The 13,554-nt window shown below is 43.3% G+C and carries 10 protein-coding genes and 2 rRNA genes; 10 read left to right on the top strand and 2 right to left on the bottom strand.

The annotated features are described in order from the left end of the window. Positions 1-144: 144 nt before the first annotated feature. From ACS125_RS01455 to ACS125_RS01435, 5 genes are all read left to right on the top strand, one after another. Positions 145-3,037, top strand: a 23S ribosomal RNA gene (locus ACS125_RS01455). Between the two features lie 179 nt (positions 3,038-3,216). Then, a 5S ribosomal RNA gene (gene rrf, locus ACS125_RS01450) occupies positions 3,217-3,331 on the top strand. 279 nt (positions 3,332-3,610) lie between these two features. Next, positions 3,611-3,961, top strand: coding sequence for a GFA family protein (locus ACS125_RS01445; protein ID WP_174732953.1), 351 nt, complete (start codon positions 3,611-3,613; stop codon positions 3,959-3,961). 20 nt (positions 3,962-3,981) lie between these two features. Further along, positions 3,982-4,545, top strand: a complete 564-nt coding sequence (locus ACS125_RS01440; RefSeq protein WP_443270172.1) for a DUF4256 domain-containing protein — start codon at positions 3,982-3,984, stop codon at positions 4,543-4,545. A 136-nt stretch (positions 4,546-4,681) separates the two neighbouring features. After that, a complete protein-coding gene (locus ACS125_RS01435) occupies positions 4,682-5,845 on the top strand; it encodes an acyl-CoA dehydrogenase family protein (RefSeq protein WP_443270170.1) in 1,164 nt (387 codons plus the stop codon). A 43-nt stretch (positions 5,846-5,888) separates the two neighbouring features. Here ACS125_RS01435 and ACS125_RS01430 read toward each other — a convergent pair whose 3' ends face one another. Continuing rightward, positions 5,889-6,389, bottom strand: a complete 501-nt coding sequence (locus ACS125_RS01430) for a GNAT family N-acetyltransferase (protein ID WP_443270168.1) — start codon at positions 6,387-6,389, stop codon at positions 5,889-5,891. Further along, the gene (locus ACS125_RS01425; protein WP_019456602.1) at positions 6,386-6,985 is read right to left on the bottom strand and encodes a TetR/AcrR family transcriptional regulator; all 600 of its coding nucleotides are present in this window, start codon (positions 6,983-6,985) and stop codon (positions 6,386-6,388) included. The genes ACS125_RS01430 and ACS125_RS01425 overlap by 4 nt, the downstream gene beginning before the upstream one ends. Positions 6,986-7,170: 185 nt before the next feature. Here ACS125_RS01425 and ACS125_RS01420 point away from each other — a divergent pair, with 185 nt between their 5' ends. The 5 genes from ACS125_RS01420 to ACS125_RS01400 are packed head-to-tail and all read left to right on the top strand — an operon-like array spanning position 7,171 to position 13,552. Then, on the top strand, positions 7,171-8,976 hold the full coding sequence (locus ACS125_RS01420; protein WP_443270166.1) for an acyclic terpene utilization AtuA family protein: 1,806 nt from the start codon (positions 7,171-7,173) through the stop codon (positions 8,974-8,976). Positions 8,977-8,996: 20 nt separating this feature from the next. Then, on the top strand, positions 8,997-9,884 hold the full coding sequence (locus tag ACS125_RS01415) for an SDR family oxidoreductase (protein WP_004796284.1): 888 nt from the start codon (positions 8,997-8,999) through the stop codon (positions 9,882-9,884). 2 nt (positions 9,885-9,886) lie between these two features. After that, complete coding sequence (locus ACS125_RS01410) at positions 9,887-11,500, top strand: acyl-CoA carboxylase subunit beta (RefSeq protein ID WP_443270163.1); 1,614 nt, start codon at positions 9,887-9,889, stop codon at positions 11,498-11,500. 42 nt (positions 11,501-11,542) lie between these two features. Beyond that, positions 11,543-12,700 carry an acyl-CoA dehydrogenase family protein gene (locus ACS125_RS01405; protein WP_443270161.1) on the top strand — a complete coding sequence of 386 codons (1,158 nt, stop codon included), beginning with the start codon at positions 11,543-11,545 and terminating at the stop codon, positions 12,698-12,700. A gap of 15 nt (positions 12,701-12,715) precedes the next feature. Beyond that, the gene (locus ACS125_RS01400; RefSeq protein ID WP_443270159.1) at positions 12,716-13,552 is read left to right on the top strand and encodes an enoyl-CoA hydratase/isomerase family protein; all 837 of its coding nucleotides are present in this window, start codon (positions 12,716-12,718) and stop codon (positions 13,550-13,552) included. The last annotated feature ends 2 nt before the right edge of the window (positions 13,553-13,554 follow it).

Here is a 13,554-nt window from a genome sequence, read left to right as displayed (position 1 = left end):
CAAATTAACTGAATCAAGCGTTTTGGTATATGAATTTAGATTGAAGCTGTACAGTGTTTAAGTACACAGACAACAGATAGTAGCGATGAAGAGTCGCACGGACAACACTCACTTGTAAGTGTTGACGACTGTTTGGGGTTGTATAGTCAAGTAATTAAGTGCATGTGGTGGATGCCTTGGCAGTCAGAGGCGATGAAAGACGTAATAGCCTGCGATAAGCTCCGGGGAGGCGGCAAATATCCTTTGATCCGGAGATTTCTGAATGGGGAAACCCACCTACTTTAAGGTAGGTATTGCAACATGAATACATAGTGTTGCAAGGCGAACGAGGGGAAGTGAAACATCTCAGTACCCTTAGGAAAAGAAATCAATTGAGATTCCCTTAGTAGCGGCGAGCGAACGGGGATCAGCCCATTAAGTTATGTGTGTTTTAGTGGAACGCTCTGGGAAGTGCGAACGTAGAGGGTGATATTCCCGTACACGAAAGGGCACACATAATGATGACGAGTAGGGCGAGGCACGTGAAACCTTGTCTGAATATGGGGGGACCATCCTCCAAGGCTAAATACTCCTGACTGACCGATAGTGAACCAGTACCGTGAGGGAAAGGCGAAAAGAACCCCTGTGAGGGGAGTGAAATAGATCCTGAAACCGCATGCATACAAGCAGTGGGAGCCGACTTGTTCGGTGACTGCGTACCTTTTGTATAATGGGTCAGCGACTTATATTCAGTAGCGAGGTTAACCGTATAGGGGAGCCGTAGAGAAATCGAGTCTTAATAGGGCGTTTAGTTGCTGGGTATAGACCCGAAACCAGGCGATCTATCCATGAGCAGGTTGAAGGTTGGGTAACACTAACTGGAGGACCGAACCCACTGTCGTTGAAAAGCCAGGGGATGACTTGTGGATAGGGGTGAAAGGCTAATCAAGCCTGGTGATAGCTGGTTCTCCCCGAAAGCTATTTAGGTAGCGCCTCGGACGAATACCATAGGGGGTAGAGCACTGTTTCGGCTAGGGGGTCATCCCGACTTACCAAACCGATGCAAACTCCGAATACCTATGAGTACTATCCGGGAGACAGACTGCGGGTGCTAACGTCCGTAGTCAAGAGGAAAACAATCCAGACCGCCAGCTAAGGCCCCAAAATCATAGTTAAGTGGGAAACGATGTGGGAAGGCATAGACAGCTAGGAGGTTGGCTTAGAAGCAGCCACCCTTTAAAGAAAGCGTAATAGCTCACTAGTCGAGTCGGCCTGCGCGGAAGATGTAACGGGGCTAAAACTATGTGCCGAAGCTGCGGATTTGACTTTTAGTCAAGTGGTAGGGGAGCGTTCTGTAAGCCGATGAAGGTGTATTGAGAAGTATGCTGGAGGTATCAGAAGTGCGAATGCTGACGTGAGTAACGACAAAACGGGTGAAAAACCCGTTCGCCGAAAGACCAAGGGTTCCAGTCCAACGTTAATCGGGGCTGGGTGAGTCGACCCCTAAGGCGAGGCCGAAAGGCGTAGTCGATGGGAAATTGGTTAATATTCCAATACTTCTGTGTAATGCGATGAGAGGACGGAGAAGGTTAAGTCAGCCTGGCGTTGGTTGTCCAGGTGGAAGGAAGTAGGCATGCATCTTAGGCAAATCCGGGGTGCTCTATGCTGAGATCTGATAGCAAGCTGTACTTGTACAGCGAAGTGGCTGATACCATGCTTCCAGGAAAAGTCTCTAAGCTTCAGTTACACAGGAATCGTACCCGAAACCGACACAGGTGGTCAGGTCGAGTAGACCAAGGCGCTTGAGAGAACTCTGCTGAAGGAACTAGGCAAAATGGTACCGTAACTTCGGGAGAAGGTACGCTGCTGACGGTGATGACCCTCGCGGTCTGAGCTATTGGCAGCCACAGAAACCAGGCCGCTGCAACTGTTTATTAAAAACATAGCACTCTGCAAACACGAAAGTGGACGTATAGGGTGTGATGCCTGCCCGGTGCTGGAAGGTTAATTGATGGGGTTAGCGTAAGCGAAGCTCTTGATCGAAGCCCCAGTAAACGGCGGCCGTAACTATAACGGTCCTAAGGTAGCGAAATTCCTTGTCGGGTAAGTTCCGACCTGCACGAATGGCATAATGATGGCGGCGCTGTCTCCAGCAGAGGCTCAGTGAAATCGAAATCGCTGTGAAGATGCAGTGTACCCGCGGCTAGACGGAAAGACCCCGTGAACCTTTACTGCAGCTTGACATTGAACTTTGACCTTACTTGTGTAGGATAGGTGGGAGGCTTTGAAGTTGGAACGCTAGTTCCAATGGAGCCGTCCTTGAAATACCACCCTGGTAATGTTGAGGTTCTAACTCTGCCCCGTAATCCGGGGCGAGGACCATGTCTGGTGGGTAGTTTGACTGGGGCGGTCTCCTCCTAAAGAGTAACGGAGGAGTACGAAGGTGCGCTCAGCGTGGTCGGAAATCACGCGTAGAGTATAAAGGCAAAAGCGCGCTTAACTGCGAGACCCACAAGTCGAGCAGGTACGAAAGTAGGTCTTAGTGATCCGGTGGTTCTGTATGGAAGGGCCATCGCTCAACGGATAAAAGGTACTCTGGGGATAACAGGCTGATACCGCCCAAGAGTTCATATCGACGGCGGTGTTTGGCACCTCGATGTCGGCTCATCTCATCCTGGGGCTGAAGCAGGTCCCAAGGGTATGGCTGTTCGCCATTTAAAGAGGTACGCGAGCTGGGTTTAGAACGTCGTGAGACAGTTCGGTCCCTATCTACCGTGGGCGCTGGAAATTTGAGAGGATCTGCTCCTAGTACGAGAGGACCAGAGTGGACGAACCTCTGGTGTACCGGTTGTGACGCCAGTCGCATCGCCGGGTAGCTATGTTCGGAAGGGATAACCGCTGAAAGCATCTAAGCGGGAAGCCTACCTCAAGATAAGATTTCCCTAGGACTTTATGTCCTCTAAAGAGCCGTTCGAGACTAGGACGTTGATAGGTTGGATGTGGAAGCATAGTGATATGTGAAGCTGACCAATACTAATTGCTCGTGAGGCTTGACTATACAACACCCAAGCAGTTGTATATAAAGCATCAATCGATTCATTAATATGCAAAGCAACTTGATTTAGTTATACGCTTAGCTAAAATGAACAAATAAAGTAAGATTCAATCAGCCCATCTGTAAAGATTTGGAAAACGCATCGGCATATTAAGACCAATGCAAGTATCCATACCAGTTGTGCTGGCGACCATAGCAAGAGTGAACCACCTGATCCCTTCCCGAACTCAGAAGTGAAACCTCTTAGCGCTGATGGTAGTGTGGGGTTTCCCATGTGAGAGTAAGTCATCGCCAGCTCATTATTCTAAACACCCCGGTCTCGAAAGAGATTGGGGTGTTTCCTTATGGGAAATTAAATTGATTGTTTGATTTAGATGCAGTAAGACAATAAAAAGGACTCTATAAGAGTCCTTTTTTTATAGAGGAAGGAAATTTCGAATCCGTGCCAAGTTAGAAATGGCTGCAAGGCCTGCATCTTCTAAATCAATATTAAGTAGCTCGATTACATTTTTATATGGAAACTTATTCTTTAAACTGGAAAAGTAAGTAGGATGAAAATTATAAAGAGTAAGAATAATGAAATATCAAGGAAGTTGTCATTGTGGTCAGGTAAAGTTTGTCGCAGAAGGTGAGCTAACAGAAGCTTTATCTTGTAATTGCTCGATCTGTCAAAAGAAAGGGTCTTTACTATGGTTCCTACCCATTAATCAAGTTACAGTTACTTTAGATTCTCCTAATACTTTAGCGAATTACACTTTTAACAAGCATGTGATTAACCATCATTTCTGTAAAAATTGCGGTATTCATCCCTATGCTCAAGGTATAGATGCAGAGGGTAATTCTATGTTTGCGATTAATGTTCGATGCATAGATGATATAGATTTAGAAAAAATAAAAATAAATTATTTTGATGGACGTTCAGCTTAATAATCATAAGGATTTATTCAATGACAACTAAAAAACAATTAACTCCAGCAGAATTAGATTCACTGCTTGAACTATTAAAGAAGAGATTTGAAAAGAACACACATCGCCATAAAGAAATTGATTGGACAAATGTGCGAGCTAAATTATTAGAGTCGCCTGAAAAATTATGGTCGTTGCAAGAAATGGAAAATACTGGAGGAGAACCTGATGTTATCTCTTATGATCAACAGAAGGATGAGTATTTATTTTTTGATTGTTCTGCTGAGACACCCAAAGGTCGTAGAAGCCTTTGTTATGATCGAGAGGCTTTGGAGGCTAGAAAAGATCATCCTCCCAAAAATAGTGCAATCGATGTAGCTAAAGAAATGGAAGCTGAGCTTCTCACAGAAGAGCAATACCATGAATTACAAAAGTTAGGGGAGTTTGATCTTAAAACATCAAGTTGGCTCAACACCCCAGATGAGATTCGACGGTTAGATGGAGCTATTTTTGCTGACCGTCGCTATGGTCGAGTCTTTATTTATCATAATGGAGCACAATCATATTATGCTGTCCGTGGTTTTCGCTGTTGCTTAAGAGTATAGGTGTTTTATTCAAATAAAAATAATTCTGTTTGATGTTTTATGCCAAGAAAATGGAGTTTCTTGCAACTTTTGATTGACGGCAAACATGACAAGATAGGTGCTGGATTTAAATAAAAACATCAGGACATTTCTACACATGCAACTCAACCCAATTTACTATAATGAACAACATATTGCTTTTGCTGATAATGTTCGTCGATTTGTACAAAAAGAAATGACACCTTTCGTTAATGAATGGGATGAAGCTGAGACATTTCCTAGAGAGCTTTATAGAAAGGCTGCTGAAATTGGTCTATTGGGACTAGGTTTTTCTGAAGAATATGGTGGTATTCCTGATGCAGATCCATTTTATTCATTACTAGCCGGTATTGAAATGGCAAAGGCGGGTTCTGGAGGAGTACATACCTCACTCATGGTACACACAATTGGCGCCCCTCCCATTCAGCATTTTGGAAGTGAGGAGTTAAAAGCTAGAGTCCTCCCAGAGATTATTTCTGGTGAAAAAATTTCTGCTTTAGCTATTACAGAACCTGGTGGTGGCTCGGATGTCGCTGCATTACAAACTAAAGCCATTCGTGATGGTGATTACTACATTGTCTCGGGTGAGAAGACCTTTATTACGTCGGGAATTCGTGCAGATTACTATACCGTTGCAGTGCGTACAGATCCGACAAAAACAGGTGCTGAAGGTATTTCAATGTTGCTCGTTGATGCGCACAGCGAAGGAATTACTAAAACACCTTTAAAGAAAATGGGATGGTGGGCTTCTGATACAGCTCATTTGCATTTTGATCAAGTACGAGTACCTGCATCAAATCTGCTCGGCAAAGAAAATGCTGGTTTTAAAGTTATTATGAATAACTTTAATATGGAACGGTTCTTCTTGGGAGTAGTGGCTTATGGGTATGCATTAGTCTGTTATGAAGAAGCTTTAGAATGGGCACAGCAACGAAAAACTTTTGGTAAGAGATTAATTGATCATCAAGTGGTTCGTCATAAATTGGTAGATATGGCAACACGATTGACCTCAACACGGGCATTACTTGAAGAAACTGCATGGAAAATGACTCAGCCGAAGTTACAAGGGCCTGAATTAGTGGCGCAAATTTCAATGCTTAAAAATGTTGCGACTCGTACTATGCAATTTTGTGCTGATGCAGCAGTACAAACGTTGGGAGGCATGGGATTTATGCGTGGGACTAAGTCTGAACGTATTTATCGTGAAGTGAAGGTCAATATGATTGGTGGTGGTGCTGAGGAAATTATGAAAGATTTAATTAGTAAGCAGTTAGGTTATTAATTTTAGAGTAGGTTTTGCTTGTATGAACCATCTCATCCAGAGTTTACTGAGATGGTTCTATCCATTTCTCATTTAAAATTGCCCAACGTTCATGATCTTTCCATGTTTTTCCTCCAATTTGAAGATATTGCCGAGAAAAACCTTCTTTAATGAAACCAGCTTTGGAAACTAGTTGAATCGAAGCAATATTGTCAGGTTGTATATTCGCTTCTAACCTATGTAAATTTAAATTTTCGAATGCCTCTTTAAGTAATAATTTGAGGCCTTGCGTCATATAGCCATGACCTTGATAGGGATGAAATGCTTCATAACCCAAATAGGCTGAATGAAAGTGACCGCGTATAATATTTGAAATATTAAATGTTCCAGCAATCGCATGGCTATCGGTTAAGCAGACAAAATAGCGATGCTCTTGTTCTAAATATGTTTGAAAGTCAGCTGGTGGATATGCCCATGGTTGATGTAATTGAACACTACGTGCATAAGCTTCTTTAATTTCTGCAAGGTCATTTTTCTTGGGTTTACGCAAGTAGATAGAACTCATTTCAAAGCCATCTCCCAGACCATTTCGGTTAACTCATCAATTTTGACTTTACCCTCAGCTTTATACCAAGTTACGGTCCACGAAATTGCACCACCAACTAATCTCCGCCAAATAAAGGCATCATGTTTTACCTTGCCCTGGGTACGTAACTTTTCAATAATATCTAACCAGATTTGTTCATATTCGTTACGCATTTTTAGAAGATAATCTTGTTTTTCTTTTGATAGGGCAAACCATTCATAAACCAAAACAGCCATGGCTGCACCTGTATCTCCAGTAATTGAAATGAGCTCAGCTTTAATAAGGGCACGTAATTGTTGTTCTGGATTGGTAGATTGGGCTGCCGCATCTTGTAAACGAGCAAGATTGTAAATAATGGTTTCCTCCATCACGTGAGCGAGGATGTCATCTTTACTTTTAAAGTGGTGGAATAAGCTTCCCGACTGGATTCCAATAAATTGAGCAAGTTCGCGTACGGTGGTTTTATCATAGCCTTGTTTATGAAATAGGTAAGCAGCCCCCCGTAATAAACGACCACGTGGGCTATCGTCAAAACAAGAGATATTTGGAATCTGTTCAATTGAAGTAGCAATCATGCGAAAGCTGGTTCCTCTATATAAAAATACTTAACAGAAAAGTTTGCCAAATCTCATCATGTTTTACCTGAGCTGTCGAGTTTGGCAGTTTTGGTCAATTTCACAATAACATTTTGCTCTTTACAAACCAAGCGCTTGCTTGGTAATGTTGAGTTTAATTTTTAAACAAAATAATGAGAAATAAGATGGCAAGTAATCAACAGGGTGATGAGCGTGTCGTAAAAATAGGTTGTGCCTCAGGTTTTTGGGGAGACACCAATACTGCCGCTTTCCAACTGGTACATCTAACTGATATTAATTATTTGGTTTTTGATTATTTGTCAGAGATCACCATGTCGATTATGGCAAAAGCGAAGATGGTGGAACCAAAACATGGTTACGCTTTAGATTTTGTCAGCCGAGTGATGGCCCCCCTACTTAAAAAAATTGCAGAAAAAAAGATTAAGGTGATTAGTAATGCAGGTGGTGTTAATCCATTGGCGTGTCGAGATGCCTTGCAAAAAATAATTAAAGAATATGGCCTAGATCTGAAAGTGGCTGTGGTATTAGGTGATGATCTTTTAGCGAAACATGAGCAACTTAAGCATCAAAATATTCAGGAAATGTTTAGCGGAGAAGCTTTGCCGGAACAGGTGGCGAGTAGTAATGCTTATTTAGGTGCGGTGGCTATTCGTGATGCTTTAAATTTAGGGGCAGATATTGTGATTACTGGCCGTGTGGTTGACTCCGCTGTGGTGCTTGCCCCTTTACTTCATGAGTATCAATGGTCTTTAGATGACTACGATAAGTTGGCACAAGGCTCGCTGGCAGGTCATGTCATTGAATGTGGTGCGCAATGTACGGGCGGTAATTTTACCGATTGGCGCCTAGTACAGGGTTTCGACAACATGGGATTTCCAGTGGTCGAAGTGAGTGAAGATGGTTCATTCGTTGTGACCAAACCACAAGGGACAGGTGGTCTGGTTTCTACCGCCACGGTTGCTGAACAAATTGTTTATGAAATTGGCAATCCCCAAGCATATTTACTACCTGACGTAATTGCTGATTTCAGCCACGTGCACTTAGAGCAAGTCGGGGAGCACCGAGTTCGTGTGACGGGTGCAAAAGGGCAAGCTCCGACTGCGCAATATAAAGTTAGTGCAACTTATCCTGATGGTTATCGGGTTTTAGTGAGTTTTTTAATTGCAGGACGTGAGGCACCACAAAAAGCACAAGTCATTGCCGATGCGATTTTGACGAAGTGTGAGCGTGTTTTAGCAATGCGTTCGGTGCCGCCATTTAGTGAAAAGTCGGTTGAAATCTTAGGTATTGAAAGTACCTATGGAGCACATGCCCAAACATTAAATAGCCGTGAAGTTGTGGTCAAAATAGCTGTAAAACACATGTTTAAAGAAGCATGTATGTTCTTTGCATCTGAAATTGCACAGGCTTCCACAGGTATGGCTCCAGCCTTGGCGGGAATTGTCGGAGGACGACCAAAAGCATCTCCAGTGATTAAGTTATTTTCATTTTTAATTGATAAAAATCAAATTAATGTCGAAATCGATTTTGATGGAAGCCGCTATCCGGTTGAGATTCCTCGGAACACTTCTACAGATCAATTCAATACTTTAGCAGCGGGTGAAAGTGCGGTTTATCAAGGGAATGAAATTGAAGTTCCTTTGATTGAAATTGCACATGCCCGCAGTGGTGATAAAGGCAATCATAGCAACATCGGCGTGATTGCGCGTAAAGCAGAATATTTACCGTGGATTCGTGCGGCACTGACTGAACAGGCAGTTGCAAGTTATATGCAGCATGTTTTGGATGCTAAGAAAGGACGAGTGATTCGTTATGAGTTACCAGGTTTAAATGCACTGAATTTTATGTTGGAGAATGCCTTGGGTGGCGGTGGTGTTGCAAGCTTACGTATTGATCCACAAGGTAAAGCATTTGCACAACAATTATTGGATATGCCTGTCAAAGTTCCGGCAAATCTTTTAGAAAAATAAAATGAATGGATGAAGCAAAGATGAGTTATCAATCAATTTTTAGACCAGATGCTTTTGCTAATAAAGTCATTATTGTGACAGGTGGCGGCTCAGGAATTGGTCGTTGTACTGCACATGAGCTTGCTGCCCTTGGTGCTCAAGTGGTTATTACAGGACGAAAAATTGAGAAATTAGAGAAAGTAAGCCAAGAAATTATAGAAGATGGCGGTCAGGTTCATTTCATTGTTTGTGATAACCGTGAAGAAGAACAAGTGAAAAATATGATTGCTGAAGTGATTGAGAAATTCGGCAAACTCGATGGATTGGTGAATAACGCGGGTGGTCAGTTTCCGTCAGCTTTAGAAAATATCTCTGCGAATGGTTTTGATGCGGTCGTACGTAATAACTTGCACTCAACTTTTTACCTGATGCGTGAAGCTTATAACCAATGGATGGCTAAACATGGCGGCAGTATTGTCAACATGACTGCTGATATGTGGGGCGGCATGCCGGGAATGGGACATTCTGGTGCTGCACGTTCGGGAGTTGATAACTTAACTAAAACAGCATCGGTCGAATGGGGGAAATCTGGTGTACGTGTAAATGCGGTTGCACCAGGATGGATTGTCTCATCTGGTATGGATAATTATAGTGGTGATTTTGCCAAAGTGATTATTCCAAGTCTTGCTGGCAATGTACCTCTAAAGCGTATGGGAACTGAGTCGGAAGTCTCATCAGCAATTTGCTATTTGTTATCTGATGCTGCGGCTTTTGTCTCTGGTGTGACCTTACGTATTGATGGGGCCGCATCACAAGGAACACGCATGTATCCACTAGCTGAGGCTACAAATAGTCAGTCTTATAATGGTTTCCATCGTGCATTTATTCCTGAAATTTTTCAGAAAAAGACTGAGGCTGAGGAGGAATAACAGTGACTATTCTCCAATCTGAAATTGCTCTAGGTAGTGAACAGTATCAAAAGAATAAAGATGTACTCCTTGCTCAGTTGAATGAAGTACGTGCAATTCAGCAAAAAAGTATTGAAAAGTCATATGCTGCCAAACCGAAGTTCGATAAGAAAGGCAAGATTCTGCCGCATGAGCGTGTACGGTTGTTGCTCGATGCAGATTCACCTTTTGTTGAGCTTTGTGGCTTGGTTGGCTACAACATGCATGATGACAAGGATGGCTCCGAAGCAGGTGGTGGCGTAATTGCTGGTATTGGTTTTGTCAGTGGTGTGCGTTGTCTGGTTTCTGCAAGTAATAGCGCGATTAAAGGCGGAACCATGTCACCTATGGGTGTGCAGAAAACCTTACGCTTGCAAAAAATTGCTTTGGAACAAAAACTCCCGTTGATTACGTTGACTGAAAGTGGCGGTGCCAACCTAAATTATGCGGCGGAAGTATTTACCTATGGCGGTATGACCTTTGCCAATCAGGCACGACTTTCTGCGGCAGGTATTCCCCAACTTGCAGTGGTGCATGGTAATGCAACGGCAGGTGGTGCTTACCAACCCGGCCTTTCAGATTATGTCATTGCTGTGCGTAAGCAAACCGAGATGTTGCTTGCAGGGCCACCTTTACTTTTAGCAGCAACTGGTGAAGTGGCAACAGCTGAGGAGTTAGGCGGGGCAGAAATGCATGCGCAGGTTGCCGGAACTGCAGAATATTTGGCTGAAAATGATGCCGATGGGATTCGACTTGCACGTGAAATCTTTGAACACCTAAACTGGAAAGAGCAAATCAAGCCAGTTGATGTGACTTATAAAGAACCTTGTTACGATACCGAGGAACTGTTGGGTGTTATTCCAAGTGACCCTAAACAACCATTCAATATGAAAGAAGTGGTTGCTCGTATTATTGATGATTCAGATTTTCTAGAATTTAAGCAGGAATATGATGATTTAACGGTATGTGGCTGGGCAAAAATTGGAGGCTTACATATCGGTATTATTACCAATAATGGTCCAATTACACCTCAAGGGGCAGCGAAGGCAGCCCAGTTTATTCACCTGTGTGAACAGACCAAGCGTCCGTTATTATTCTTGCATAACACTACCGGTTTTATGGTGGGGACCGATGCCGAGCAAAATGGCATTATTAAGCATGGCTCAAAACTGATTCAAGCGGTTGCCAATTGTTCTGTACCTAAAATTTCAATTGTTGTGGCAGGTTCTTATGGTGCAGGTAACTACGCAATGTGTGGTCGGAGTTTATCGCCAGACTTTATTTTTGCGTGGCCAAATTCGCATGTTGCTGTAATGGGCGCTGCACAAGCTGGAAAGGTGCTACGCATTGTGGCTGAAGGAAAGCAAAAAGCTTCTGGTCAGGAGCCTAATCCGCAAATGCTCGATTTTCTTGAGCAAAGTACGGCCATGAAATTAGAACAGCAATCCACCGCGCTTTTCAATACGGCCATGCTACATGACGACGGCATTATCGATCCGCGAGATACCCGAAAATTATTAATTTTCCTTTTACAAACCATTTATGAAGCACAGCAACGAGAGCTAAATCCAACTCGTTTTGGTGTGTCCCGTTTTTAATCAACCTTTACCGCAATTAAAAAAATTAATAGGAATAACACCATGAAATTTACTGCCGAACATGAAGCATTACGCCGTACAGCTCATCAATTTGTTCAAAATGAGCTGAATCCACATATTCCGGAATGGGAAGCTGCAGGGCAGTTCCCAATCCACGATGTATTTAAAAAGATGGGTGATCTTGGTTTATTGGGGATTTGTAAGCCTGAGGAAAATGGCGGTTTAGCTTTAGATTATTCTTATAACCTTGTAGTTGCAGAAGAAATTGGCTATGCAGCTTGTGGCGGGGTGCCTTTGGCGATTGGTGTGCAAACCGATATGGCAACACCAGCTTTGGCCCGTTTTGGTAGTAAAGAATTACGTGATGAGTTTTTAACACCAGCGATTGCTGGGGAATATGTCGCATCGATTGCGGTATCTGAAGTGCATGCTGGTTCGGATGTTGCTGCTATTAAAACTACAGCTAAAAAAGATGGCGATGACTATGTCATTAACGGCAGCAAAATGTGGATTACCAACTCATTGCAAGCTGACTTTTTTTGTCTTTTAGCCAACACGTCTGATGATAAACCACACGTTAATAAGTCGATGATTATTGTGCCCGCAAAAACGAAAGGGATTAGTTTTTCAGAGCCACTTAATAAATTAGGGATGCGTTCAACGACCACAGCGCAAGTTTATTTGGACAATGTCCGTGTACCACAACGTAATTTGGTTGGCGTTGAAGGTATGGGCTTTATGATGCAAATGATGCAATTTCAGGAAGAGCGTCTATGGGCTTGTGCCAATGCCATTGGTGGGTTGGAAAATTTAATCGAAAAGACCATCGACTATACCAAAGAGCGTACCACTTTTGGTCAGCCACTCATCAATAACCAATATATTCATTTCCGTTTTGCTGAACTTATGACTGAAGTAGAAGCACTTAAAGCCCTCACCTACCAAGCGTGTGAGCAGCATATTGCGGGTGAAGATGTGACCAAACTGGCTTCTATGGCAAAACTAAAAGCTGGACGTTTAAGCCGTGAAGTTGCTGATAGCTGTCTGCAATACTGGGGTGGCAATGGCTTCATGTGGGATAACCCTGCATCACAGCTGTATCGTGATGGTCGTTTAGGTTCAATTGGTGGCGGGGCAGATGAGATTATGTTGGGGATTATCTGTAAGTTGATGGACATCCTACCTAAAAAACAGAAATAAAAATAAGGAACGACCATGACACTTTCAGCATCTCTACAAGTTTTAGATATAGATGACAGTATTCAATTGGAACAGGAGGGCGGTATTCTATATCTCTGGTTAAATCGACCAGAGAGCCGTAATGCCATGAACTTGAAGATGGTCAATGCAATTCAGCAAGTTTTTGCTGCCATTCGCGATGACTTTTCGATTCGTGCAGTCATCATTCGTGGTGAAGGTGGGACTTTTTGTGCCGGTGGTGACATTAAAGATATGGCTGCTTTACGCGTTGAAGCGACCAATGTCGGCAGTCTACAACCTTATGCTGACTTTAACCGCCGTTTTGGTGCCATGCTTGAGCAAGTTGAAGCCGCACCGCAAACGGTTGTGGTAATTTTAGAAGGCGCGGTGTTAGGTGGGGGTTTTGGTTTAGCATGTGTTTCAGATGTTGCCATTAGCCGTGACAATGCTCAGTTTGGTTTACCTGAAACTGGTCTTGGTTTGATCCCTGCGCAAATTGCTCCCTTTGTGGTGAAACGTATTGGTCTGACTCAGGCGCGACGACTTGCTTTACTCGGCATGCGTTTTGAGGGCCCTACAGCACTTAGTGCCGGAGTGGTTCATCAGATTGCACATAATGAAATCGAACTTGAACAAGCTTTAGAGGAAACCATTCAACACATTAAACGAGCAGCTCCTCAAGCTTCGCGTGTGACTAAAGCACTGTTACATCGAGCGTTTAATGAACCTTTGAGTGATTTGTTAGATGATGCTGCACAGCAGTTTGCTCAAGCGGTTGGTGGTGCCGAAGGACAAGAAGGTACGATGGCTTTTATTCAGAAACGGTTGCCGAATTGGGCCGATGAATCGTAAGA

Source organism: Acinetobacter sp. PFS20, assembly GCF_052261015.1.
Taxonomy (GTDB): Bacteria; Pseudomonadota; Gammaproteobacteria; order Pseudomonadales; family Moraxellaceae; genus Acinetobacter.
The sequence above is the reverse complement of the archived record's forward strand: the minus strand, read 5'-3'. Positions and strand labels throughout refer to the sequence as shown.

What these genes read in the sequence shown, in the direction of transcription:
- ACS125_RS01425 (WP_019456602.1), bottom strand. Translation starts at nt 6,985, where the DNA reads ATGATTGCTACTTCAATTGAACAGATTCCAAATATCTCTTGTTTTGAC.
- ACS125_RS01400 (WP_443270159.1), top strand. Translation starts at nt 12,716, where the DNA reads ATGACACTTTCAGCATCTCTACAAGTTTTAGATATAGATGACAGTATT.
- ACS125_RS01440 (WP_443270172.1), top strand. Translation starts at nt 3,982, where the DNA reads ATGACAACTAAAAAACAATTAACTCCAGCAGAATTAGATTCACTGCTT.
- ACS125_RS01435 (WP_443270170.1), top strand. Translation starts at nt 4,682, where the DNA reads ATGCAACTCAACCCAATTTACTATAATGAACAACATATTGCTTTTGCT.
- ACS125_RS01405 (WP_443270161.1), top strand. Translation starts at nt 11,543, where the DNA reads ATGAAATTTACTGCCGAACATGAAGCATTACGCCGTACAGCTCATCAA.
- ACS125_RS01415 (WP_004796284.1), top strand. Translation starts at nt 8,997, where the DNA reads ATGAGTTATCAATCAATTTTTAGACCAGATGCTTTTGCTAATAAAGTC.
- ACS125_RS01445 (WP_174732953.1), top strand. Translation starts at nt 3,611, where the DNA reads ATGAAATATCAAGGAAGTTGTCATTGTGGTCAGGTAAAGTTTGTCGCA.
- ACS125_RS01420 (WP_443270166.1), top strand. Translation starts at nt 7,171, where the DNA reads ATGGCAAGTAATCAACAGGGTGATGAGCGTGTCGTAAAAATAGGTTGT.
- ACS125_RS01430 (WP_443270168.1), bottom strand. Translation starts at nt 6,389, where the DNA reads ATGAGTTCTATCTACTTGCGTAAACCCAAGAAAAATGACCTTGCAGAA.